The 24,164-nt window shown below is 73.2% G+C and carries 19 protein-coding genes; 15 read left to right on the forward strand and 4 right to left on the reverse strand.

All coding sequences use genetic code 11. From position 1 onward, the window contains the following. Positions 1-10 precede the first annotated feature (10 nt). From ACZ7G1_RS02480 to ACZ7G1_RS02505, 6 genes are all read left to right on the forward strand, one after another. Positions 11-946 (forward strand): ABC transporter permease, encoded by a 936-nt coding sequence (locus ACZ7G1_RS02480; protein WP_470880023.1) that lies wholly within the window; start codon positions 11-13, stop codon positions 944-946. After that, positions 943-1,890 carry an ABC transporter ATP-binding protein gene (locus tag ACZ7G1_RS02485; RefSeq protein ID WP_470880022.1) on the forward strand — a complete coding sequence of 316 codons (948 nt, stop codon included), beginning with the start codon at positions 943-945 and terminating at the stop codon, positions 1,888-1,890. The genes ACZ7G1_RS02480 and ACZ7G1_RS02485 overlap by 4 nt, the downstream gene beginning before the upstream one ends. After that, on the forward strand, positions 1,887-2,900 hold the full coding sequence (locus ACZ7G1_RS02490; protein WP_470880021.1) for an ABC transporter ATP-binding protein: 1,014 nt from the start codon (positions 1,887-1,889) through the stop codon (positions 2,898-2,900). The genes ACZ7G1_RS02485 and ACZ7G1_RS02490 overlap by 4 nt, the downstream gene beginning before the upstream one ends. After that, positions 2,897-4,393, forward strand: coding sequence for a glycoside hydrolase family 32 protein (locus tag ACZ7G1_RS02495; RefSeq protein ID WP_470880019.1), 1,497 nt, complete (start codon positions 2,897-2,899; stop codon positions 4,391-4,393). The genes ACZ7G1_RS02490 and ACZ7G1_RS02495 overlap by 4 nt, the downstream gene beginning before the upstream one ends. A gap of 121 nt (positions 4,394-4,514) precedes the next feature. Continuing rightward, positions 4,515-8,108 carry a glycoside hydrolase family 32 protein gene (locus ACZ7G1_RS02500; RefSeq protein ID WP_470880018.1) on the forward strand — a complete coding sequence of 1,198 codons (3,594 nt, stop codon included), beginning with the start codon at positions 4,515-4,517 and terminating at the stop codon, positions 8,106-8,108. Between the two features lie 3 nt (positions 8,109-8,111). Further along, the gene (locus ACZ7G1_RS02505; RefSeq protein WP_470880016.1) at positions 8,112-9,047 is read left to right on the forward strand and encodes a carbohydrate kinase family protein; all 936 of its coding nucleotides are present in this window, start codon (positions 8,112-8,114) and stop codon (positions 9,045-9,047) included. A gap of 9 nt (positions 9,048-9,056) precedes the next feature. Here ACZ7G1_RS02505 and ACZ7G1_RS02510 read toward each other — a convergent pair whose 3' ends face one another. From ACZ7G1_RS02510 to ACZ7G1_RS02520, 3 genes are all read right to left on the reverse strand, one after another. Further along, on the reverse strand, positions 9,057-10,343 hold the full coding sequence (locus tag ACZ7G1_RS02510) for an ATP-binding protein (RefSeq protein ID WP_470880014.1): 1,287 nt from the start codon (positions 10,341-10,343) through the stop codon (positions 9,057-9,059). 206 nt (positions 10,344-10,549) lie between these two features. Further along, a complete protein-coding gene (locus ACZ7G1_RS02515) occupies positions 10,550-10,906 on the reverse strand; it encodes a DUF805 domain-containing protein (protein WP_470880012.1) in 357 nt (118 codons plus the stop codon). A gap of 245 nt (positions 10,907-11,151) precedes the next feature. Next, positions 11,152-11,511, reverse strand: coding sequence for an SPW repeat protein (locus tag ACZ7G1_RS02520; protein WP_470880011.1), 360 nt, complete (start codon positions 11,509-11,511; stop codon positions 11,152-11,154). Positions 11,512-11,884: 373 nt separating this feature from the next. Here ACZ7G1_RS02520 and ACZ7G1_RS02525 point away from each other — a divergent pair, with 373 nt between their 5' ends. Continuing rightward, a complete protein-coding gene (locus ACZ7G1_RS02525; protein ID WP_470880009.1) occupies positions 11,885-12,256 on the forward strand; it encodes a cupin domain-containing protein in 372 nt (123 codons plus the stop codon). A 90-nt stretch (positions 12,257-12,346) separates the two neighbouring features. Here ACZ7G1_RS02525 and ACZ7G1_RS02530 read toward each other — a convergent pair whose 3' ends face one another. After that, complete coding sequence (locus tag ACZ7G1_RS02530) at positions 12,347-13,297, reverse strand: TauD/TfdA dioxygenase family protein (protein ID WP_470880007.1); 951 nt, start codon at positions 13,295-13,297, stop codon at positions 12,347-12,349. Between the two features lie 507 nt (positions 13,298-13,804). Between ACZ7G1_RS02530 and ACZ7G1_RS02535 the strand changes: the two genes are divergently transcribed. From ACZ7G1_RS02535 to ACZ7G1_RS02570, 8 genes are all read left to right on the forward strand, one after another. Continuing rightward, entirely contained in the window at positions 13,805-15,034 is a 1,230-nt protein-coding gene (locus ACZ7G1_RS02535) for an ROK family protein (protein WP_470880005.1), read from the forward strand. 76 nt (positions 15,035-15,110) lie between these two features. Next, positions 15,111-15,182, forward strand: coding sequence for a putative leader peptide (locus ACZ7G1_RS02540; protein WP_329625827.1), 72 nt, complete (start codon positions 15,111-15,113; stop codon positions 15,180-15,182). A 337-nt stretch (positions 15,183-15,519) separates the two neighbouring features. Beyond that, the gene (locus ACZ7G1_RS02545) at positions 15,520-17,112 is read left to right on the forward strand and encodes an ABC transporter substrate-binding protein (protein ID WP_470880003.1); all 1,593 of its coding nucleotides are present in this window, start codon (positions 15,520-15,522) and stop codon (positions 17,110-17,112) included. A gap of 1 nt (position 17,113) precedes the next feature. Further along, positions 17,114-18,058, forward strand: coding sequence for an ABC transporter permease (locus tag ACZ7G1_RS02550; RefSeq protein WP_470880001.1), 945 nt, complete (start codon positions 17,114-17,116; stop codon positions 18,056-18,058). Between the two features lie 5 nt (positions 18,059-18,063). Then, entirely contained in the window at positions 18,064-18,927 is an 864-nt protein-coding gene (locus ACZ7G1_RS02555) for an ABC transporter permease (RefSeq protein ID WP_470879999.1), read from the forward strand. Then, on the forward strand, positions 18,924-20,840 hold the full coding sequence (locus ACZ7G1_RS02560) for an ABC transporter ATP-binding protein (protein WP_470879997.1): 1,917 nt from the start codon (positions 18,924-18,926) through the stop codon (positions 20,838-20,840). The genes ACZ7G1_RS02555 and ACZ7G1_RS02560 overlap by 4 nt, the downstream gene beginning before the upstream one ends. Positions 20,841-20,950: 110 nt before the next feature. After that, positions 20,951-21,784: a formylglycine-generating enzyme family protein gene (locus ACZ7G1_RS02565; RefSeq protein WP_470880101.1), complete on the forward strand. Its 834-nt coding sequence runs from the start codon at positions 20,951-20,953 to the stop codon at positions 21,782-21,784. After that, the gene (locus ACZ7G1_RS02570; RefSeq protein ID WP_470879995.1) at positions 21,781-24,129 is read left to right on the forward strand and encodes an arylsulfatase; all 2,349 of its coding nucleotides are present in this window, start codon (positions 21,781-21,783) and stop codon (positions 24,127-24,129) included. The genes ACZ7G1_RS02565 and ACZ7G1_RS02570 overlap by 4 nt, the downstream gene beginning before the upstream one ends. Positions 24,130-24,164 lie beyond the last annotated feature (35 nt).

Consider the following 24,164-nt stretch of genomic DNA (forward strand, 5'->3'; position numbering starts at 1 on the left):
AAGCACCGCCATGTCCGTCCTCGACACCCCGGACACCGCCACCGCCGTGTCCCACGACCCGCCGCCGCCCCGGCCCCCGGTCGCCCGACCCGCCCGGAAGGGCCTCGGCCGCCGGCTGCTCGCCGACCGCAAGGCCCGCGCCGGACTCCTGCTGCTCGCCGTCTTCGCGCTGCTCGGGTTGCTCGCCCCGGTCCTCGCACCCGGCGACCCCTCCCTCATCACCGACCTCGGCGCCACCCCGCCCTCCGCCGGCCACTGGCTCGGCACCACCGCCAAGGGGCAGGACGTCCTGGCGCTCACCCTGCGCGGCACCCGCAGTTCGCTGCTCGTCGGCTTCACCGTCGGCATCGCCGCCACCCTGGTCGCGCTGCTCGTCGGACTCGCCTCCGCCTATCTCGGCAAGCTCGTCGACGACCTGCTGACCCTCGTCACCAACGTGTTCCTGCTGATCCCGGGACTGCCGCTGCTCGTCATCCTGGCCGCGTTCCTGCCACCGGGCTTCACCACCGTCGTCCTGGTGCTCACGGTCACCGGCTGGGCCGGCTCCGCCCGCGTCCTGCGCGCCCAGGCCACCTCCATCCGAGGCAAGGACTTCGTCGCCGCCGCCGTGGTCAGCGGGGAGCGCCCGCTGCGCGTCATGTTCCGGGAGATCCTGCCCAACATGGCGTCCGTGGTGATGACGACCCTGCTCGGCTGCGTCCTCTTCGGCATCGGCGCCCAGGCGGGCCTGGAGTTCCTCGGCCTCGGCGACGCCTCCGTCGTCAGCTGGGGCACCAACCTCTACTGGGCGGGCAACGACGGGGCCCTCATGACCGGCGCCTGGTGGGCCTTCGTCCCCTCCGGCCTCTGCATCGCGCTCGTCGCCTTCGCCCTCTCCCTCGTCAACTACGCGGTGGACGAGATCACCAACCCACGGCTGCGGTCCCGGCGGAAGGGGAAGAAGTGAACGTCCTCGACGTCAAGGACCTGCGGGTCGAGTACCGGAGCGAAGGCCGCGGCACCATCGGCGCCGACGGCGTCTCCTTCTCCATCGGCGCCGGCGAGGTCTTCGGCCTCGCCGGAGAGTCGGGCTGCGGCAAGTCGACCGTCGCCAACGCCGTCATGCGGCTCCTCAAGCCGCCCGCCGAGATCACCGCGGGCTCCGTCACCTTCCAGGGGCGCGACGTCCTCGCCATGGACGCCCGCACCCTGCGGGCCTTCCGCTGGCGCGAGATCGCCATGGTCTTCCAGTCCGCGATGAACTCGCTCAACCCCGTCCTCACCATCGGCGAGCAGATCGGCGACATCCTCACCACCCACGAGAAGCTGCGGAAGCGGGCCGCCCGCGAGCGGTCCGCCGAACTCCTCGCCCTCGTCGGCATCGGCCCCGACCGGCTGAAGGCCTACCCCCACCAGCTCTCCGGGGGCATGCGCCAGCGCGTCGTCATCGCCATGGCCGTCGCCCTCAAGCCCCGCCTGCTCATCCTGGACGAGCCGACGACCGCGCTCGACGTCGTCGTCCAGCAGGAGATCATGGGGCAGATCCGCGAACTCCAGCGCGCCCTCGGCTTCTCCGTGCTCTTCATCACCCACGACATGTCCCTGATGGTCGAGCTGTCGGACCGGATGGGCGTCATGTACGGCGGACGCCTCGTCGAACTCGCCCCCGCCGCCGAGCTGTTCGCCCGCCCCCTCCACCCGTACACCGAGGCGCTGATGAGCGCCTTCCCGCCGCTCACCGGCCCGCGCAGGGAACTCACCGGGCTCTTCGACGCCACGCGCGCCGAGGGCGGCTGCGGCTTCCACCCCCGCTGCCCCGACGACCGTGCCGACTGCTCGACGAACATCCCCGACCTGCGCGAGCTCGCTCCCGGCCGCTGGGCGGCCCTCACCGGAGGCGCCACCCGATGACACTCCTCCAGATACGCGGCCTCACCAAGGACTTCCCGGTCGGCGGCGTCTTCTCGCGGCGCAAGGTCAGGGCCGTCGCCGGCGTCGACCTGGACCTCGAACGGGGACGGATCACCGCCCTCGTCGGCGAGTCCGGCAGCGGCAAGTCCACGATCGCCCGCTGCCTCGCCCGCCTCGAACGGCCCACCTCAGGGCGGATCATCCTGGACGGCGAGGACGTGCTGCGCACCGAGCCCCGCCGCGCCTCCCGCACGTACCGCGGCAAGGTCCAGATGGTGTTCCAGGACCCGTTCGGCTCCCTCAACCCCGTCCACCGCATCGACCACTTCCTCACCCGCGCGCTCGTCCTGCACGGACACCAAGCCGACCGGGGCCGGCTCGCCGCCCTCATGGAAGAGGTCGGACTGACCGCCGACATGCTCGACGCCCACCCCCACGAACTCTCCGGCGGTCAGCGCCAGCGCGTCGCCATCGCCCGCGCCGTCGCCGTCGAACCGAGCGTCCTCCTCGCCGACGAGCCGACCTCGATGCTCGACGTCTCGGTCCGCGTCGGCGTGCTCAACCTGATGCGCCGGCTGCGCGAGGAACGCGGCCTCTCGATGCTGCACATCACCCACGACCTGGGCTCCGCGCGCTACCTCGCCGACACGACCGCCGTGATGTTCGCCGGTGAACTCGTCGAAGGCGGCGACGCGCTCGCCGTCATGGACGCCCCCGCCCACCCCTACACCCGGCTGCTGCTCTCCGCCGTCCCTGACCCCGAGCGCCGCACCGGCTACGACAAGGCCGAACGCGCCCGGCTGCGGGCCGCCGTGCTGACGCCCGACTCCTGCCCGTACGACGACGGCACGTGCAGCGCCACCACCCCGGTACGCCACACCGTCGGCGAGGACGGAGGGCAGCCGCACTGGGTGCGCTGCCACCTCTACGCGCCCGCCCACGAGATCGCCCGACGAGCGCTCCAGCCCGCCGACGACGCCTCCCCGGAAGCCGAGAACACCGCCGCATGACACACGACCTGATCGCCCCCGCCGTCGAGGAAAGCCTCGCCGAACGCGCCTTCCGCGACCCGCACCGGCCCCGGTTCCACTTCACCTCGCCCGGCGGCTGGCTCAACGACCCCAACGGGCTCACCCACTGGAACGGCGTCTACCACCTCTTCTACCAGTACAACCCGCTCGCCCCCGCCCACCACCGCATCCACTGGGGCCACGCCACCAGCACCGACCTCGTCACCTGGACCGACGAACCCGTCGCCCTCGTCCCCGGCACCACGGGCCCCGACCGTGACGGCTGCTGGTCCGGCGTCCTCGTCGACGACGGGGGAGTGCCCACCCTCGTCTACTCCGGCCGCCACGGGGACCGCGAACTCCCCTGCGTCGCCACCGGAAGCCCGGACCTGCGCCACTGGACCAAGGACCCGGCCAACCCGGTGATCGCCGCACCGCCGTCCGGCGTCGACATCACCGCGTACCGCGACCACTGCGTCTGGCGGGAGGGCGACGTCTGGCGCCAGCTCGTCGGCTCCGGCATCCGCGGCCGGGGCGGGACCGCCTTCCTGTACGAGTCCGCAGACCTGCGCCACTGGCGGTACCTCGGCCCGCTCCTCACCGGCGACGCCGGCCACGGCACCGACGCCGACCCCGACTGGACCGGCACCATGTGGGAGTGCGTCGACCTCTTCCGGGTCGACGGCACCGACGTCCTCGCCTTCTCCGCCTGGGACGAGGGCACCACCCACCACCCGCTCTACTGGACGGGCAGGTACGAGGGCGACCGCTTCGAACCGAGCGCCCTGCACCGCCTCGACTACGGCCAGAACCACTTCTACGCACCCCAGTCGACGTGCGACGCCCAGGGCCGCCGGATCATGTTCGGCTGGCTCCAGGAGGGCCGCGGCGAAGAGGCCACCGCCCGCGCCGGCTGGTCCGGCGTCATGTCCCTGCCGCGCCTCGTCACCCGGGGAGCCGACGGCGCCCTCGCCCAGACCCCCGTACCCGAACTGGCCCGGCTGCGCCGGAACCACGTCCACCTCGGCCCCTTCGAGGGAGACGCCGACCTGGACGCGATCCGGGGCGACCAGCTCGACCTGGAGGCGACCCTGCGCCTCGCCCCGGGTGCCACGGCACGGCTCGCCGTACGGGAGACCCCCGACCGCACCGAACGGACCGTCGTCGAAGTCACCCGCGACCCCTCCGGCACCTCGGGAACCCTCCGGCTGCACCGCGAGACGAGCAGCCTCGACCCGGACACCGACCGCACCCCCCGCCACGGCGACCTGCCGTTCACCCCCGAGGGCACCGTCGAACTCCGGGTCCTCGTCGACCACTCGGCCCTGGAGATCTTCGCCAACGGCCGCGCCCTCGCCGCCCGCGTCTACCCGACGCGCCCCGCCGAGGCCATCGGCGTCTCCCTCAGCACCGCCGGCCACGTCCGCGCCGACCGCCTCGACGCCTGGCACATGGCCCCCACCGAGACCGCCCCGCGCCCCCTCTGGCCGTAAGGGCACGCTCGCCGACACACCCCGGGGGCCCGCCGCCCCCGCGCCCGGTGCCGGGCTCCAGGCCCGGCACCGGCCCTCCCCTTCGTACAGGCGCCACCCCACCGCCGAGGAGGCCCCTTCCATGCACCCCCACCCCAGCCGCCGCTCCCTGCTCCAGGCCGGCGGACTCGCCCTCCTGCCCGTCCTCACCCCCGGCACCGCCCACGCCGCGCCGCCCGCCCTCGCCGCGCGCCGCGGGCCCACGCTCCCCGGAGCCGTCACCTCACCGCTCCCCGACCCCCTGCCGTACCGGGGAAGCTGGCAGCGGACCCCCGACGGCGGCCGGCGCGCCACGGCCTCCGGAGGGACCGGCCTCGCCATGACCGAGCACCGCGTCGGAAGCCGCGCCGGATGCTCGGTCCGGATCACGGCCGATCCCGCCACCCCGCAGGCCCGGGGCGCGCTCGTCCTGCGCGCCGCACCCGACGGCTCCAGCGGCTACGCCGTCTTCCTCAGGCCCGCCGGCGGACAGGTCACGCTCGTCGACCTGGCGAGCGGGGACACCCTCGCCACCGGTGCCGCGGGACCCGGAGAGACCCTCGACGCCGTCTTCGACGGGCCGGCCCTGACCGTCTTCGTCGACGGCCGCCAGGCGCTCGCCGTCGAGGACCACCGGTACGCCACGGGCCAGGCAGGTCTGCTCGCCGCCGACGGCACGATCACCTTCGGGCCGCCCCGGGGCTGGTCCGTCACCACCGACCTCGCCGGCTGGACGGACAGCGGCGGCGGCAGCTGGACCCCGACACCGCTCGGACTCGCCGCCGACGCCCCCACCGGCGTCAACATCCGGACGACCGCCGCCGACGAAGCCCACGACACCGCCCTCGGCGCCGACCTCCTCGTCCACGACCCGTACGCCGTCGCCGCGCTCCTCGTCCGCACCGACACCGCCGGGACCCGCGGCTACGCCGTCGAGGCCGACCCCAACCAGGGCCGCCTCCGCCTCTACCGCATCGACGGAAACGTCACCCTCGGCACGTACGCCACCCCGATCGCCCCCGGCACCGTCCACCGGCTCCGCGTCGAGGCCGAGGGCCGCAGGCTGCGCGTCCACTGGCAGAGCGACTTCCTCCGCCCCGACGGCTACGCGCCCGTCATCGACACCGAGGACCCGGCGCCCGACCCGCACCTCTCCGGCCGCCACGGCCTCCTCGCCTACAACGGCCGGGTCACCTACGACAACGTCACCACGGCCGGCCCGCACGGCGAACTCCCCGGCGCCACCACCCACTCCGGCAGCTGGACCCGGGACCTCAAGGGCCTGCGCGGCGCCGACGGCATACGGACCGCACCCGCTCCGGCCGGCCCCGACCTCATCGCCTCCGCCGACGTACGGCTCGCCGGCGCGAGCGCCGCCGGGCTCCTCGTACGCGGCCACGAGACCGTCCTCGACACCGCCACCGGCACCGTACGCCTCCTCGACCACGCCCGCCGCACCGTGCTCGCCACGGCGCCACCACCCGTCCGCCCGCTGCGCACCGGCACCCCGTTCCGCATCGAAGTCCACCTCCTCCAGGGCGAGTTCACGGTGTACGTGGACGGGGTCGAAACCCTGCGCGCCCCGGCGACGGCCACCGGCGACACCGTCGGACTCGTCGCGACCGGCGGCACCGCGTACTTCGACGAGCTGTACGCCGCCGACGCGCGCGAGCACTTCACCGAGCCCCACCGCCCCGCAGTCCACCACTCACGGCGCACCGGCCCGGCGAGCGACCCCAACGGGCTGGTCCACTTCGACGGCGAGTACCACCTCTTCCACCAGCACGAAGGCCAGTGGGCGCACACCGTGTCCACCGACCTCCTCCACTGGCGGGCGCTGCCGCACGCCCTCACCTGGAACGCCCACGGCCACTGCTGGTCGGGCTGCGCCGTCGTGGACGCCGACGACGCCTCCGGCCTCTTCGGCGGCGGCCCCGGTCTGATCGCCTACTACACCAGCTACCACCCGGACAGGGTCGGCGGGAACCAGTCGGTGCGCGCCGCCTACAGCACCGACCGGGGCCGCTCCTGGCAGTGGTACGGAGGACCCGAACCGCTCGTCGGCAACCCCGGCGGCCCGGACGGCGGCTGGGACTTCCGCGATCCGAAGGTCGTCAGGGACGAGGCACGCGACCAGTGGGTCATGGTGGTGTCCGGCGGCGACCACGTACGCTTCCTCACCTCCCGCGACCTGCTGCACTGGACGCACACCAGCTCCTTCGGATACGGGCCCTGGCCGGCCGGCGGCGGGGTCTGGGAATGCCCGGACCTCTTCCCGCTCGCCGTCGACGGCGACCCCGCCCGCACCGTCTGGGTCCTCACCCTGAGCACCGGCGCCGCCCGCGCCACCGAAGGCTCCACCGCCCGCTACCTCACCGGCCACTGGGACGGCACCGCCTTCACCGCCGACCAGGCCCCCGGACCCGCGCCCCGCAGCGACCACGGCCGGGACTTCTACGCGGCCATCAGCTTCGACCACATGACCGACGGACGCAGGGTCTGGCTCGGCTGGACCACCAACTGGGACTACCCCTTCAGCGCTCCCACCGGCCGCTGGAACGGCCAGCACAGCATCCCGCGCGAACTCACCCTCACCCAGGGCCCGAACGGTCCCGTCCTGCGCCAACTCCCCGTCGCCGAGCTGGAATCCCTGCGCACGGACACCACCCTCCGCCGTGACCTCACGGCCGGTCCCGGGACGGCCGACCCCTGCGCGGGACTCACCGGCACCACCTACGAGATCGAGACCGAACTGGCCCTGCCCGCCACCGGCGCGGCCACCAGCTGCGCCTTCCGGCTGCGGGCGAGGAACGGACAGGCCACCCTCGTCGGCTACGACACCGTCCGCGAGCGCCTCTTCGTCGACCGCACCGCCTCCGGGCGCACCGACTTCACCCGGTACTTCGCCGGCCGCACCGAGGCCCCGCTCGCCGCGACCACCCGGCCCGACGGCAGCCGCACGGTCCGCCTGCGGATCCTCGTCGACTCCTCCTCCGTGGAGGTCTTCGGCGGCGCGGGCGAGGCCGTCGTCACCAGCCTGGTGCTGCCCGACCCCGACGCCGACGGGATCGGCTTCACCGCCGAGGGCGGCACCGTCCGCATCGCCGAACTCGCCCTCCACCGCCTCGCCTCCACCTGCCGGCTCACCGACACCCTCCCGGCACTGCCGGCGGCCCCGCCGCCCGGCGAGTTCCGCACCGACCTCGGCGGCCTCACCGCCGTGCCCGCCGGACGCTGGGAGGCCACCGGCGCCGGGTACACCGCCACCTTCGACCGCGACAGCGACGCGATGTCCACGCGCCGCTTCGGCGACCTCGAACTCACCACGCTGCTGCGGCTCGGCGGCCCCGACGGCACCCGGGGCGCGGCCTCCGTGCTGTGGCGGGCCTCGGCCGACGGCGCCGACGGCTACGTCCTCAACGTCGACCCCGACCTGCGGGCCGTCCGGCTCGTCGTCCGGCGCGCCGGCACCTTCGAGGACGCCGCGGCCCTCGCCCGCGTCCCCGCGCCGCTGCGCCACGGGACGACGTACCATCTCCGGGTCGTCCACCAGGGCACCCGCGTCCAGGTCTTCCTCGACGGCGACCGGATCATCGACCACACCGACCAGGCCGCCACCTACACCGCAGGGCACGTCGGACTGAACGTCTTCGGGGGCCGGGCCGGCTACCAGGACACCTACGCCAAGGAGCTGTGACCCATGTCCTTCCTGGTGATCGGCGAATGCGTCGCCGACATCGTCCGCGCTCCCGCCGGATCCGGCACCGCCGACCGCGTCCACCCCGGCGGCAGCCCCGCCAACGTGGCGTACGGACTCGCCCGCCTCGGCCGAGAGGTCACCCTGCTCACCCAGCTCGCCGACGACGCCGACGGGCGGTTGATCGCGGACCACCTGACGGGCGCGGGCGTCCGGGTCGAGGTCGGGGGCGTGCCCGAGCGGACGCCGTCGGCGGTCGTCGGCCTCGACGACCGGGGCCAGGCCACGTACACCTTCGACATCGGCTGGACCCTGGAGGCGGACCCGGCCGCATATGCCCCGGCCCACGTCCACATCGGCTCGATCGCGGCCGTGACCGCGCCGGGCGCCGCGACGGTGCTCGCCGTGACCGAGAGGCTGCGCGAGCGGGCCACCGTCAGCTATGACCCGAACGTCCGGCCGGAGCTGATGGGGGAGCACGCCGAGGCCGTGGCGCGCGTCGAGCGGTGTGTCGCCCTCAGCGACCTGGTGAAGGCGAGCGACGAGGACCTCGCCTGGCTGTACCCGGGGGAGAGCCCGGAGTCCGTCGCCGCCCGCTGGCTGGAGCTCGGCCCCGCCGTCGTCCTGGTCACCCGGGGCGCCGACGGCTCGCTCGCCTTCACCCGGCGGGAGACGAGGAGCGCGCCCGCGTGCCGGGTCACCGTCGTCGACACCGTCGGTGCCGGCGACTCCTTCATGGCGGCGGCCCTCGACACCCTCGCCGGACACGGGCGGGAGGCCCTGGCCCTGCTGGGCGCCGAGCAGCTCGCACGCCTGCTCCTGAGGGCGGGCGAGGCGGCGGCCGTCACCGTCTCGCGGGCCGGCGCCAACCCGCCCGACCGGGCCGAGCTGGACGCCGCCCGGGAGCGGTTCGCCCTCGGGCCGGGGCCCGTGTCGTGACGTCCGCCCTCACGTCCGGGCGTGCGTCGTGATGTCCGAGGCGAACTGCTCGGTCATCTCCGGCGTGACCGTCGGCCGGCACTGCCCGATCGCCGCCAGGTAGTCGGCCGTGCCGGCTCCCGGTGCCGGGTCGTCGCCGCGTCCGCCGACGGCGAGCAGATCGCGCTCGAAGGAGGCCTGGGCGGCGATCCGTGCCGCGTGCTCGATGTCGGCGGGGGTGAAGAGGTCGCTCGCCAGGACGAGTTCGTCGATGTCGACGTCCGGTCGGCCCTCGGTGTAACGGGCCCAGATCGCGGCCCGTGCCACCTTGTCCGGCGTCCCGATCGGGATCAGGTAGTCGAAACGCCCGGGACGCAGGAACGCCGGGTCGAGGGAGCGGATGGAGTTGGTGGCGCAGACGAGCAGCCGTTCGTCCCGCTCCCTGAACCCCGGTATCAGCTTGAGGAGTTCGTTCGTGACCCCGTGCATGCCGCCGGGCTGCGCGGGCTCCGAGCGGACCGGCGCGATCTCCTCGACCTCGTCGATGAAGACGAGCACGCGCTCCAGCTCGGCGATCCGCGCGAAGGCGGAGCGCAGGGCGGCGGCGAGGTTGCCCTCGTCGGCGAGCCGCGAGGGCAGGATCTCCACGAACGGCCAGCCGAGCCGGGAGGCGATGCCGCGTGCGAACGTCGTCTTGCCGGTGCCGGGCGGCCCGAACAGACAGACCGCGCGCGGCGGCCGCACCCCGTGCCGGGTCGCCCGCTCGGGCTCGGCGAGCGGCAGCACCACGCGCCGTTCGATCAGGTCCTTCTCGCGCTCCATGCCGGCCACCTTCGCCCAGAGGTCGCCGGGCAGCAGCCGGCCGCCCAGGTCGTCGAGGAGGCCGGCGGCCGGACCGTGCAGCGGCTCCAGTTTCTCGAAGTAGGCGACGGCGGGCCGGCGCGTGTACCCGGCGTTGAGCAGCCCCTCGCCGAGCAGCTCCTCCTCCGGCAGGACGTACGCGATCCGCCCCACGCGGGCCGCCACCAGTCGCCGTTCGAGTTCCACGAGCAGGGCGCTCGCGAGGCCGCGTCCGCGCCAGGCGGAGGCGATCGCCACCCGCATGACCCACGCCCGCTCCCCGGAGACGCAGGCGAGCGCCGCGCCGATGGGCACGCCCTGGTGCACGGCCACGACGGCCGGCTCCTTGCCCGTCAGGGCGCCGATGCACTCGGCGAGCGAGAAGACGGACTCCTGCCCGAGCTCGGCGGTCGTGTCGATCAGATGGACGACCGCTGCCAGATCGCTCTCGCGGTAGTCGTGGATGTGCCAGTTCACCGGTGGTTCCGCCCCTCGTTGGTGCCGTCGCGTCCCGTCCGGCGAGGCTAGGCGGGGCGAAGGGGGCGGGTCGTGCGCCGCCGTGCACAAGGCGGGCGGTCAAACGCTCCGTACCGGCTCTATGTATCCGCACCCGTCTCCACGCATACGGGAAACCCCCGGAAGCGTGTCTTCCGGGGGTTTCGTCGCGGAACGGCCGGGAGGCGTCAGTGCGCCGGGGCCAGCTTCGGGTTCGGGCCGTGCGCGTTGTGCTGGGCCTCTCCCTCGGTGGCGAGGAAGACGATCAGGATGATGGCGCCGACCAGCGGAACGAGGTCGATCAGGATCCACCAGCCCGAGCGGCCGGTGTCGTGCAGACGGCGCACGGTCACCCCCAGGCCCGGGAGGAACACCGCGAGGGCGTAGATCAGGTACAGCAGCGGGTAGGTGCCGATCGCCATGTCGATGACGGCGACGATGATCAGCGCGATCACGTTGAACAGCGCGAACATCCAGAATTCCTGGCGGCGCGCACGGCCGGTGAAGACCGCGTACTTCTTGAGAACGTCGAGATACCAGTTCACTTTGTCCCCCCAAGGACTGGGTGTACGTGCGGGAGCCTGTCCCTGTGGAGCAAGCTTTACGCAGAACTTATGTGGCTCAAACCGCGTGGGTCAATCCGTTACCTGGTCTTGGCCGTTCCCGTTTCATAACGGTGAACGACGGCATCTCCGGGGGATGGAGATGCCGCCGTTCCGGGAGAGGATCAACGGTTGTGTGGGGGAGGGGGTGCGGGGGTCGGATCCTGAGGGGGGATCAGACCGTCACGTCACGTCCTCCGCTTGGTCATGAGCAGTCCGCCGGCCGTCAGCGAGAAGAGGCAGACGCACGCGCCGGTGATCACGTTGCTCAGGATCATGCCCGTGTCGGGGTTCCGCGTGACCACCCACGGGGCCACGATGAGCCACGCGCCCATGAGCAGGACGACGAAGTTCAGGTCCTGCGACCGCTCGGGGGCCATCGACATACACAGGCCGAGGACCGCGAGGGCGATGCCGACGACCAGGTTGGTGATGGCGAGTTCCGGTCGGGCGGCGGAGAAGTGAACCGTCCACGCGGAGATCGCGGCGTACACGCCGGCGAGGATCACGAGCTCCTCGACCGCCGCCACACCTCGGGTCTGGAGCATACGGGCATAACGGTCCCGCATTTCCGACGCGTCGGGGTGTCCAGCGATATCACCAGGACGGTGATGGACGTCGGCCATACGACTCGCCTCCTTCTGGCGTCGTGCACGTCTGACCGCGCTTGCGGCATTTAGCGCCGCTGCTTCATTGTGCGCTTATCTGGCCTTTATGTGTAGATCTGGCCGATAAGTGATGTGCACAGAATTCGGCGCCCGGATATGCGTGGAACCACCAAGATTCGGGTGTCGTTCAACAAAAATTCAGGGAAATGGCGAGTCGCTCCCGGTCACGGCCGTGCGGGGGTGGCCGGGAACCTCCCGGCGTAGCCTGGAAGAGGACTCGGGGACCCGCCCTTCGCCCCGCCGGGAGTACGTGATGGCCGGCATCGTACGGAAGAGCTTCGACAAAGCGGACGAGACCCGTCAATTCGAGGACGGCAAGGGCAGGCTCGACCTGCTCACCAGTGACGGCGACTCGATCGGCCGGGCCGTGTTCGAACCCGGCTGGGAGTGGGCCAAGCACGTCGGGCCCATCGCCGGCACCGCCAGCTGTATGGCCTCGCACGTCGGCTACGTCGTCAGCGGGCGGATGAAGGTCACCATGGAGGACACCGGCCAGACGGTCGAGTTCGGCCCCGGCGACTTCATGCGGGTCCCCCCGGGCCACAACGCCTGGGTCATCGGCGACGAGCCCTGCGTGGCCCTGGACTGGGTCGGCTTCACGAACTACGCCCTGCCCAATTCATGACAGGACTCTCGGTCTGACACCGCCTTCGCCTCGTCCGGGGAGGACCCCCGGGCGCCCGTGGTCGGGAGCCCGGGGAATCCGCGGAGCTCGTCAGGCGGTGGCGGCCGGGACCGTCGACGCCCCCGACGCGATGCCGAAGCTCGGCTCGGGCACGGACTCGGGCGCGAGCAGCACGGACGCGCGGCCGTCCACGCCGACCGGGACGTCCCCGTCGATGGTCACCCGGCGCAGCTTGCGGTCGTGCTCGTCGGAGTCGTCCACGCCGTAGTGCTGGGTGGCGCGGTTGTCCCAGATCGCCACGTCGCCGACCTGCCACTGCCAGCGCACAGTGTTCTCGGGACGCTCGACGTGCCCCTGGAAGAGCGCGACCAGCGCACGCGAGTCCGCACCGGTGAGACCGCTGATCCGCTGGACGAAGTTGCCGAGCAGCAGGGTGCGTTCGCCGGTCTCGGGGTGGACGCGCACCACCGGGTGCTCGGTGAGGTACTTCGTCGACGCGAAGATCTCGCGGAAGCGCTCCAGCTGCTCGGGCAGGACGCCGGGGCGCAGGGCCGCGTAGTCGTAGTCGTTGGAGTGCACGGCCCGCAGGCTGTCCGCGAGCGCGCGCAGCGGCTCCGGGAGCTTCTCGTACGCCGTGGCCGTGTTGGCCCACAGGGTGTTGCCGCCGTACGGCGGGATGACCACCGCGCGCAGGATCGAGAACGCCGGGTAGGCCGGTACGAAGGTCACGTCGGTGTGCCACTGGTTGGCCCGGCCGCCGTAGTCGGAGTCGATCGGGAACGAGTAACGCCCGTCCACCGAGGGCACGGTGGGATGCGCCACGGGCGTGCCGAGCAGCCGCCCGAAGGCCTCGTGGGCCTCCTCGTCCAGGTGGTCCTGGCCGCGGAAGAAGACGACCTTGTGCGCCAGGAGGGCCGCGCGGATCTCGGCGACGGTCTCGGCGGGCAGGTCCCCGCCGAGGCGGACACCCGAGATGACGGCGCCGAGGCGGCCGCCGACCTTCTGGACGGTGATGGTGGTAGCGGGAGTCGTGGTGGTCATGACGGGTCCTCTCAGGGGTGTGCCGGTGCTCGGCACGCGGAATTAATTCCGGAGCGGAAGCAATGAAGTGACGCGAAGAGTGAGGTGAGCGCCTGCCTTGCGAGCCGTCAGCCGTGGGCAGGGGGCTCGAAGGAGACGCGAGATGTGCGGGAAGCGCGGGAATCGCAGCAGCGTGGCCGGCGGACCGTCCACGCGGAAAGGTCGCGAGGATCAGGCGCCGTGGACGGCGGGACAGGAGGAGGTCGCGAACATGTCCCGGAGCCTCGCAGCGGCCTCCGCCGCACGTCAAGCGAGCGTCCGCTCCCTCGACCGCCGCCTCCGATGGTTGAATCGGCCCCTGCCCGGAGTCCCCGTGCCCTTCCCCCGTACTCCGCGGAACCGTCTCTGACCAGCGGTGATGCCATCCCTCGGGGAGCGGGCCGCCGCCACCGAACAGCGAACGGCGGCCGCGCCGCGGCAGGCCGGGGGATTTCACGCCGCCGCAACACTGACCAGAGAGGCCCCTCCATGACGACCACCCCGCGCGGCTCCCGGATGGCGGGTGACGGACGGCGCGAGGCCAACGCCGCCAGCGTGCTGCGGACCGTCCTCGATCACGGACCGGTCGCCCGCAGCGCCGTGGCACGGCTCTCGGGGCTCAGTCCCGCCGCCGTCTCCCGGCAGGCCACCGACCTGACCAGGCTCGGCCTGCTGCGGGAACTCCCCGAGCTCGCCGGGGGCGGCGGCGTGGGCCGGCCCCAGATCCCCGTAGACCTGCACGTCGGGGCCACCGGTGGGCCCGTCGCGGGCGGGGTCCATCTGGGCGTCCCCGGTTCGACGTTCGCCCTCGTCGATCTGCGGGGGCGGGTGCTCGCCCGTCACACCCACCCGCATGAAGGACTGGCGCCGGACGTCCTGCCCGCGGCCGTCGCCCGTGAGCTGCGCGGGTTCCTCGACGAGCACGTCCGGGGGCGCCCGCTGCTCGGGGTCGGTGCCGCGGTCGGCGGGTGGGTGGACCCCGCCGACGGTGTGGTGGTGCGCCACGACGCCTTCGGCTGGCGCCGCAGGCCGCTCGCCGCCGAACTCGCCCGCGGCCTCGGCGGGCGAACGGTGCGCGTGGACAACCACGCCCGGTCCATCGCCCAGTCGGAGATCCTCTTCGGCCGGCCGGCCGCCCGTCGCAGCCTCGTGCACCTCTTCGTCGGCAACGTCGTCGACGCGGCCGTCGGGCTCGCCGGGGTCGTGCACCAGGGACCGGGCGCGGCCGCCGGCGACGTGGCCCACCTGCCCGTACCGGATTCCACGGTGCCCTGCCCGTGCGGGCGTTCGGGCTGCCTGGAGGCCACCGCGTCGAACACGGCCGTGGGGCTCACCGCCGTGCGCCGCGGCATCGTGCCCGAGCCCGACACCTCGCTCGTCGTGGACGCGGCGGCGGCCGGGGACCCGCGCGCCGACCGGCTGTTGAGGGAACGGGCCCGGGCGGTCGGCCGTGCCGTCGCCCTCCTCCTCGACATCCTCAACCCCGATCTGGTCGTCGTGACCGAGCAGTCCAGCGTGCTCGAACCGGACTATCTGGAGGAGATCCGGGGCGCCGCCATCGACCTCTCGCACGTCTGTGACGATCCCGAACGGATCGTCAGTCCACATGCCGGACCGGCCACACTGCCCGTCGCGGCGGGCACGGTTCTGCTGAATCCCCTGTTCAGAAGGCCTTTTGAGGCGATCGGCGGGCTGTCGGGCGAGGTGGGTGGCAGGTGATGCCGTCTCGGAATGCGGGCAACCCAGGTTGACCGCTTCGCGAAGCCGCTGTCATATTGCTCCCGTGAATCCGGACATGCGCCTCATCTCCCGCAGGCACGTCGACCTCTGTCGACAGGCCAGCGCGGTCTGTGCCGTCCGCGTCTGACCCAGGCGTCCGCCGCGACGCCCGACTCCGGCGCCGGTCGCCGCTGATGTCGGTCCCGCCGCGTCGCTGAACCAGGGCCGTCCGCCGTCTCCTCGTCGTACCGGAGCTCGGCGTACCTCCTTCGAGTGCCCCTCCAGGTCCGCGACCCTTTTGTGGCCGCACGCCGTCCCCGCACGCCTCCGAACCCCGTAGGTCCGGCACGTCCGTGTACCTCCCGTCGGCGTACCCCCGTCAGGCCCCGGCCGTACCCCGCGCCACCCTCCCCGACCCTCTTTCCTTCCGCAGCGGAACGAAATTCCCGCACCCTGCGGCCTCCACCCTTCACAGGCAGGCATCGATGACCGAGCTCTCCACCTCCACGCCCGAAGCCCTCTCCCGGCGCACCACCCTGCGCGCCGCCGGCGGCGGCACCCTGCTGCTCGGTCTCGGTCTCGCGGGCTGCCGCTCGGCGGTGGCGGAGGGCGAGGCGCCCGCGGGCAAGGCGGCGGCGGAGCCCAAGCGCGGCGGCACGCTCACGGTCGCCGTGAACGCGGACTTCACGCCCAGCCTGCTCTTCGCGCAGAGCGCCCAATCGCTCCAGCAGCGGCTGGTCTACAACACCCTCACCCGCTACGACGACCGTCTCCAGCCGCAGCCGGAGCTCGCCACCTCCTGGGAGTACGCGGGAGACGGCCGGGCGATCACCCTCAAGCTGCGTACCGGCGTCACCTTCCACGACGGCCGGCCGTTCACCGCCGACGACGTGATCTTCGCCGTGAAGAACCTTCAGAACCCTTTGCGCGCCGCCCAGTTGAGGTCCACGGCGGCGGCCGTCGCCGGATTCGAGAAGCGCGGCGACCACGAGCTCGTCCTCAAGCTCGCCCATCCGGTGAACAACCTCTTCGACCTCTTCGAGTTCATGATCATCACCGACCGGCACACCGTCGAGGACGCGGTCAGCGGCAAGAAGCTGAACGGCACCGGCCCCTTCAAGCTCACCAAGTGGAGCCCCGGCTCGGGTCTCAGCTTCGCGCGCAACGACAGGTACTGGCTGCCCGGCCGCCCCTACCTCGACGCCGTCGAGTTCCGCGTCGTGCCCCAGGCCGACGCACTGCTCTCCTCGCTCCGCTCCGGACAGTCCCAGCTGTCGTTCAGCGTCCCCGGCAAGAACCTCGGAGTCGTGAAGGCCGCCCCCGGCCTCACCATCAAGGAGTACGCCACCGGCGCCGGCGCCAACTACCTCGGCGTGAACACCACCGTCGCCCCGCTGGACGACAAGACCGTCCGGCAGGCCCTCGCCTGGGCCGTCGACCGCGAGCGGATCCTCAAGCAGGTCCTCGGCGGCTACGGCCTCGCCTCCGCCACCCCGTGGCCCAAGTCGTCGCCCGCCTTCACCGAAGCCGCCCGCACCCACTACACGTACGACCCCGGCAAGGCCCGGGAGCTCCTGAAGTCCGCCGGACACAGCGGGCTCGACCTGCCCCTGCTCCACGTCAACCTGCCCGGGGAGACGGCGGTCGCCGAGGCCGTCCAGTACGACCTGAAGCAGATCGGTGTACGCGTCACCCTGCAGCCCACCGACCCGGCCACCGCGCAGAAGCACCTCATCGCCCAGACCATGCCCGCCCTGTGGACCATGGGCCACGGCTTCGCGCAGGTCCAGCCGTCGACGCTCGCCGTCAGCGCCTACCCCTTCAACGAGGCCAAGAACACCTCGAAGTTCCGCTCCGCCGCCTACACGAAGGTCGTCAGGGAGGCCTGGACCGGACCGGCCACCGGCGCCCGCGCGAACGCGCTGCGGGAGCGGATCACGGACACCCTGCTCGACGAGGCGTTCATCATCGACCTGGTGATCCGCGGCTCCGTCCAGGTCTCGTCCGAGAAGCTCCGCGGAGTCACCCTCAACAAGTTCTCCTACCTCAACCTCGACGACGCCCATCTGGTGGCCTGAGGTGCGCCGCTATCTCCTGCGGAGACTCCCCTCCGTCCTCCTCGTCCTCCTCGTCGCCTCCTTCGTCTCCTTCGCGCTCCTGCGGCTCGTCCCGGGCGACCCGGCCGCCGTCCTCGCGGGACCCGACGCGAGCCCCGCCACCGAGGCCGCCATCCGGGCCCGGCTCGGCCTCGACGCGCCGCTGCCCGCCCAGTACCTGCGATGGCTCGGAGACCTCGTCACCGGAGACCTCGGACCCTCCTACGCGATCGGCGGGCAGACCGCCGACCTGATCGCCGACGGACTCGGCGCCACCGTCGAACTCACCCTCGGGGCCCTCCTGTTCGTCGTCGTCATCGGCGCCGCCTTCGGCATCCTCGGGGCGACCTCGCGCAACCGCTGGGTCCGCGGCGCCGTACGGATCCTCACCACCGGCGCCCTCGCCGTACCGCCCTTCGTCACCGGCGTCCTCCTCGTCCTCGTCTTCGCCGTCCTCCTCGGCGCCCTGCCCCCCGGCGGACGCGTCCCGTTCCTCACCGCGCCCGACCTCGGAGCCCAGTACCTGCTGCTCCCCGCCCTCTGCCTCGCGCTGCCCAGCGCCGCCGTCCTCGGCCGCTACCTCAAGGACGGCATCGAACGAACCCTCGCCGAGGACCACATCCGCACCGCGACCGCCGCCGGCATCGCGCCCCGCCGCCTGCTCTGGCGGCACGCCCTGCCGAACGCGCTCCCGCCCGTCATCACCCTCCTGGGCATGCAGACCGGCCACCTCCTCGGCGGAGCCGTGCTCGTCGAGGCGATCTTCGCCTGGCCCGGCCTCGGCCAGCTCGCCGAACAGGCCCTGGTCCGCCGCGACTACCCCGTCGTCCAGGACCTCCTGCTGCTCCTCGTCACCGTCTTCGTCCTCGTCCAGCTGCTCACCGACCTCGTCCACGCCTGGCTCGACCCCCGAATCAGGTGGGAGTGACCGCCATGACCACCCAGACCGTGAAACCGTCCCCGGCCACCCCCGTCCGCAAGCCCCGCCACCCCTACCGGGCGGCCCTCGCCACCGGCCGCGGCCGCACCGGCCTCGCCCTCGTCGGGCTCGTCGTCCTCGCCGGCCTCCTCGCCCCGCTGCTCGCCACCCACGGGCCCACCGACCAGAGCGCCCTGGCGCTCGCCGGACCCGGCACCCCGGGGCACCCGCTCGGCACCGACGACCTCGGGCGCGACCTGCTCGCCCGCCTCCTGTACGGCATCCGCGCCGACTTCGGCATCATCGCCGTCGCCGTCCCGCTCGGCGCGGCCCTCGGCTGCCTCCTCGCCCTGGCCGCCGCCGTCCACCCGGTCGCCGACACCGTCGTCCAGCGCACCTTCGACCTGATCCTCGCCTTCCCCGGACTGATCCTCGCGCTGGCCGTCACCGCCGTCCTCGGCCCCGGCCGGCTGCCGGTGATCCTCGTCATCGCGCTCGCGGAGATCCCCGCCTTCGGGCGGCTCCTGCGCACCGGCATCCTCGTCCAGAGCGGCCGCGAGTACGTCACCGCCGCCCGCGTCGGCGGCACGTCCGGCGGCAGGATCCTCACCCGCCACGTCCTGCCCAACGCCGCCGACCCGCTCGTCGTCCAGATCGCCGTCTCCCTCACCGTCGCCGTCTTCCTCGAAGGCGCCATGAGCTTCCTCGGCGTCGGCGTCCGGCCCCCCGAACCCACCCTCGGCGCCGTCCTCAGCCAGTCCATGCCCTACCTCGCCCAGGCCCCGCACTTCGCCGCCGGACCGCTCGTGACCGTGACCGCGCTCGTCCTCGGCCTCTCCCTGACCGCCGAGGCGCTGAACCGGGAGATACGCCGATGACCACCCCGCCCCTCCTGGAAGTCCAGGGCCTGGACGTGGAGTTCACCACCCCCGCCGGGGACGTCCTGCACGCCGTCCGGGACGTCTCCTTCACCCTGCGCCGGGGCGAGACCCTCGCCGTCGTCGGCGAGTCCGGATCGGGGAAGTCCACCACCGCCCTCGCCCTGCTGCGCATGCTCCCCGGCACGGGCAGGATCACCGGCGGCTCGGTCCGCCTCGACGGCGAGGAGCTCACCACGGCGGGGGAGGAGCGGCTGCGCGCCGTCCGCGGCGCCCGCGTCGGCATGGTCTTCCAGGACCCGATGACCGCCCTCAACCCCGTCCTCACGATCGGCCGTCACCTCGACGAGGTCCTCCGGGCGCACAGCCGACGGGACGGAAAGGCCCACCGGGACGGAAACCCCGACGGGGACGGGACCACGGCCCCGGGGACGTACCGCACCCGGGCCGCCCGCCGCGCCCGCGCGATCGAACTGCTCGGCCTCGTCGGCATCCCCGACCCCGAGCGGCGCCTCGACGACCATCCCCACCAGTTCTCCGGCGGCCAGCGGCAGCGCGTCCTCATCGCCATGGCCCTCGCGGCCGAACCCGACATCCTCCTCGCCGACGAACCGACGACCGCGCTCGACGCCACCGTCCAGGACCAGATCCTCACCCTCCTCGGCGAACTCACCCGCACCACCGGCACCGCCGTCGTCCTCATCACCCACAACATGGGCGTCGTCGCCCGCGCCTGCGAACGCGTCCTCGTCATGTACGGCGGCACGGTCGTCGAGGACGGTCCCACCGCCGAGGTCCTCACCCGCCCCCGCCACCCGTACACCGCCGGCCTGCTCGCCGCCGTGCCCCGGCTCTCCGCACCCTCCGGCACCCGCCTCACCGGCATCCCCGGCAACCCGCCCGACCTGGCCCTCCCGCTCGCCGGCTGCGCCTTCGCCGCCCGCTGCGCCCTCGCCGAGGACCGCTGCCACACCACCGCCCCGCCGCTCACCGCCGTCACCGACACCGTCCGCGCCGCCTGCCTGCCCGCCGCCGAACGCGCCGAGCCGCTGCCCCCGCCCCCGCCGCCCGCCCGGATCGACCGCCCGGCGCCCGGCGCCGTCGTCCTGAGCGCCGAGGGCCTCCGCAAGACCTACAAGGGGCGCGGCCGCCGCTCCTTCACCGCCCTCGACGACGTCTCCCTCACCCTCGCCGCCGGGGAGACCCTCGGCATCGTCGGCGAATCCGGCTCCGGCAAGTCGACCCTCGCCCGCGTCCTCGCCCACGCCCACCCGTCCGACGGCGGCCGCATCCACCTCCACGGCCAGGACGTCACCCGCCCCGGCCGCGCCGAACTGCACGCCGTACGCCGCCGGGTCCAGATGGTCTTCCAGGACCCCTACGCCTCCCTCAACCCCCGGATGACCGTGGGTGAGATCGTCGCCGAACCGCTGCGCGCCTTCGGACTCGGCGCACCCGCCGAGCGCGCCGGACGGGTCGCGGAACTCCTCCGCCTGGTCGGCCTCGACCCGGCCGCCGCCGACCGGCACCCACGCTCCTTCTCCGGCGGCCAGCGCCAGCGGATCGGCATCGCCCGCGCCCTCGCCCCCGAACCCGACGTCCTCATCTGCGACGAACCCGTCTCCGCGCTCGACGTGTCCGTCCAGGCCCAGATCGTCGGCCTCCTCACCGACCTCCAGCGCGACCTGGGCCTCGCCCTCGTCTTCATCGCCCACGACCTCGCCGTCGTCCGCCAGGTCAGCCACCGCATCGCCGTCCTGCACGACGGCCGCGTCGTGGAGACCGGCGACGCCGACGCCCTGTGCGAGAACCCCCGCGACCCCTACACGCGGGCCCTGCTCGCCGCCGCACCCGAACCCGTACCCCTGACGGGCGTACGCGTCCCCGCCGTACCCGAGAAGGTGTCCGCGTGACGACCTCCTGCTGCACCCCGGGCCGCGCCTGCGCGGGCGCCGCCGGCCACCCGGCGGCCACGGAACTGCTCCCGCTGCCGACGCTGCGGACCGTCCCGCCGCCCCACCCGATGGTGGAGCTGCCCGGCGGCACCTTCCGCATGGGCGACGCCTTCGACGAGGGCTACCCCGCCGACCACGAAGGGCCCGTACGAGAGGTGACGGTCGCGCCCTTCGCGATCGACGCCACCGCCGTCACCAACGCCCGGTTCGCCGCCTTCGTGGCGGCCACCGGGCACCGTACCGACGCGGAACGCTTCGGCTCCTCCTTCGTCTTCCACCTCCTGCTCCACCCCGCCGCCGAGGCCCACGTCCTCGGCCGGGTGCAACAGGCCCCCTGGTGGCTCGGAGTCGAGGGCGCCGCGTGGCACGCCCCCGAGGGACCCGGCTCCGACGTCGCCGACCGCGCCGACCACCCCGTCGTCCACATCAGCCACGGCGACGCCCTCGCCTACTGCGCCTGGGCCGGCGTCCGGCTGCCCACCGAGGCCGAGTGGGAGTACGCGGCCCGCGGTGGCCTCGACGGCGCCCGCTACCCCTGGGGCGACGAACTCACCCCCGGCGGCCAGGAGAAGTGCAACACCTGGACCGGCGACTTCCCCCACCGCTCCGAACGGCCCGGCGGCCGCACCGGCACCGTCCCCGTCACGGCGTACGAGCCGAACGGCCACGGCCTCTACAACACCTCGGGCAACGTCTGGGAGTGGTGCTCCGACGCTTTCGGGCCCGAGTCCGAGGGACCGGCCGAACGCGTCATCCGCGGCGGCTCGTACCTCTGCCACGCCTCCTACTGCAACCGCTACCGGGTCGCCGCGCGCTCCCACAACACCCCCGACTCCTCGACCGGCCACGGCGGCTTCCGTACCGCCCGCACCCTCCCCACGGAAGGACCCGCCCCCGCATGACCACCGGCAGCCCACGCCACACCGCCACCCGGTCCACGCCCACCCGCCGCGACCCCTACGAGGGCTTCGCCGGCCGCGTCGGCCGCACCTTCGCCGAGTCCGAGCCCGCCTGGCCCACCCGTACCACCCCGCCCGCCAAGGCCCCCAACATCGTCGTCGTCCTCGTCGACGACATGGGATTCAGCGACATCGGCCCCTTCGGCTCCGAGATCCCCACCCCGGTCCTCGACGGCCTCGCCGAAAGCGGCGTCCGGCTCACCAACTACCACACCATGCCGCTCTGCTCACCGGCCCGCGCCGCCCTGCTCACCGGCCTCAACCCGCACCGCGTCGGCTACGGCATGGTCGCCAACTTCGACCCCGGCTTCCCCGGTTACGGCATGGAGGTCGCCGACGACATCCCCACCCTCGCCGAACTCCTCCACGACTCCGGCTACGCCACCTACGCCGTCGGCAAGTGGCACCTCGTCCGCGACTCCGCCTCCAACGCCGCCGACCACCGCGGCAACTGGCCGCTGCAGAAGGGCTTCGACCAGTACTACGGCGTCCTCGAAGGCCTCACCAGCCTCTTCCACCCGCACCAGCTCGTCCGGGACAACAGCCCCCTCGACATCGACGAGTTCCCCGACGACTACTACTACACCGACGACATCACCGACCAGGCCATCGCCATGGTGAAGTCACTGCGCGCCCACGACCCCGACAAGCCCTTCTTCCTCTACCTCGCCCACAACGCCGTCCACGGCCCCCTCCAGGCCAAGGCCGAGGACATCGCCCGCCACAAGGGCCGCTACGACGACGGCTGGGACGCCCTGCGCGAGCGCCGCTTCGCCGCCCAGCTCGCCGCCGGACTCTTCCCGCCCGGCACCGAACTCCCCGAGCGCAACAGCGAAGCCGGCCTCGACGTCCCCGCCTGGGACACCCTCACCGAGGAACAACAGCGGCTCTACGCCCGCTACATGGAGGTCTACGCCGCCCTCGTCGACAACATCGACCACAACCTCGGCCGGCTCACCGACACCCTCGCCGCCCTCGGCGAACTCGACAACACCATCGTCGTCTTCACCTCCGACAACGGCGGCACGGGCGAGGGCGGCGCGGAAGGCACCCGCTCCTACTTCAGCCGCTTCGTCCACCACCCCCGCCTCCCCGGCGACTGGGACCCCGACGTCGACCGCGACCCCGAGCTCATCGGCGGCCCCCGCAGCCTCGTCCACTACCCGCGCGGCTGGGGCATGGCCTCCAACACCCCCTTCCGCCTCTACAAGGGCCACACCTACGCCGGCGGCGTCCGGGTCCCCTTCGTCCTCTCCTGGCCGGAGGGGGCGCGGACCGGCCGGATCACGGCGGGCGGACGCTCCCAGTACCAGTACGTCACCGACATCACCCCGACCCTCCTCGAACTGGCCGGCATCCGCAGGCCCGGGACCCGCCGCGGCACACCGCTCCAGGAACTCGACGGCACCAGCTTCACCCCCGTCCTCGCCGACCCGGCGCACGAGTCGACCCACCCCGAGCAGTACTGCGAGATGACCGGCAACCGCAGCCACTACCGCGACGGCCACAAGCTCGTCACCCTCCACCGCCCCGGCACGCCGTACGACGACGAGGAATGGGCGCTGTACGACATCCGCACCGACCCCACCGAGATCCACGACCTCGCCGCCGAACACCCGGACCTCGTCAAGGAGTTGTCGGCCGCCTGGGAAGACGCGGCCTGGCGCAACGGCGTCTTCCCGCTGCCCGACCACAGCGGCGCCCTCGCCCGCCGCAACCCCGCCGAACAGCGCCTCACCCGCCCCCTCACCCTGCTGCCCGGCACCCCGGAACTGGAGCGCTACCGCTCCTCCCGGCTCGTCTCGCTCCGCTCCTTCGACATCGCGGTCTCGGTCGAGGAGACCGGCGACGGCGTCCTCGTCTCCCACGGCGACCAGGGGGGCGGCTACAGCCTGTACGTCGAGAACGGCCGCCTCGCCTTCGCCTACAACGAGTACGGCCGCCTCCACGAGACCGACGCCGGCCCGCTCTCCGGCGGCCCGCACGAGATCCTCCTCACCGCCACCGCGGAAGAAGGCCTGCGCTGGCGCTTCACCGTCACCGTCGACGGCGAACACCGCGCGGCCCCGGACAGCGTCCACCAGCTCATCGGCATGGCCCCCTTCCAGGGCATCAGCGTCGGCGTCGACCGCAAGTCCCCCGTCTCCTGGCCCCTCTACGAGCGCCACCGCTCCTTCCGCTTCACCGGCCGCCTCCACTCCGTCACCTACCGCCCCGGCGCCCCCGGCCCCGACGCGCCCGAGACGGTCGCCGCCGCGCTGAAGGAGGCGGCCGCGGCCTTCGAGTGACCGCACACGGCGCGGGGCGTGCCGTCCGACCAGGG

It is taken from the genome of Streptomyces sp. NPDC037273 (assembly GCF_055603625.1).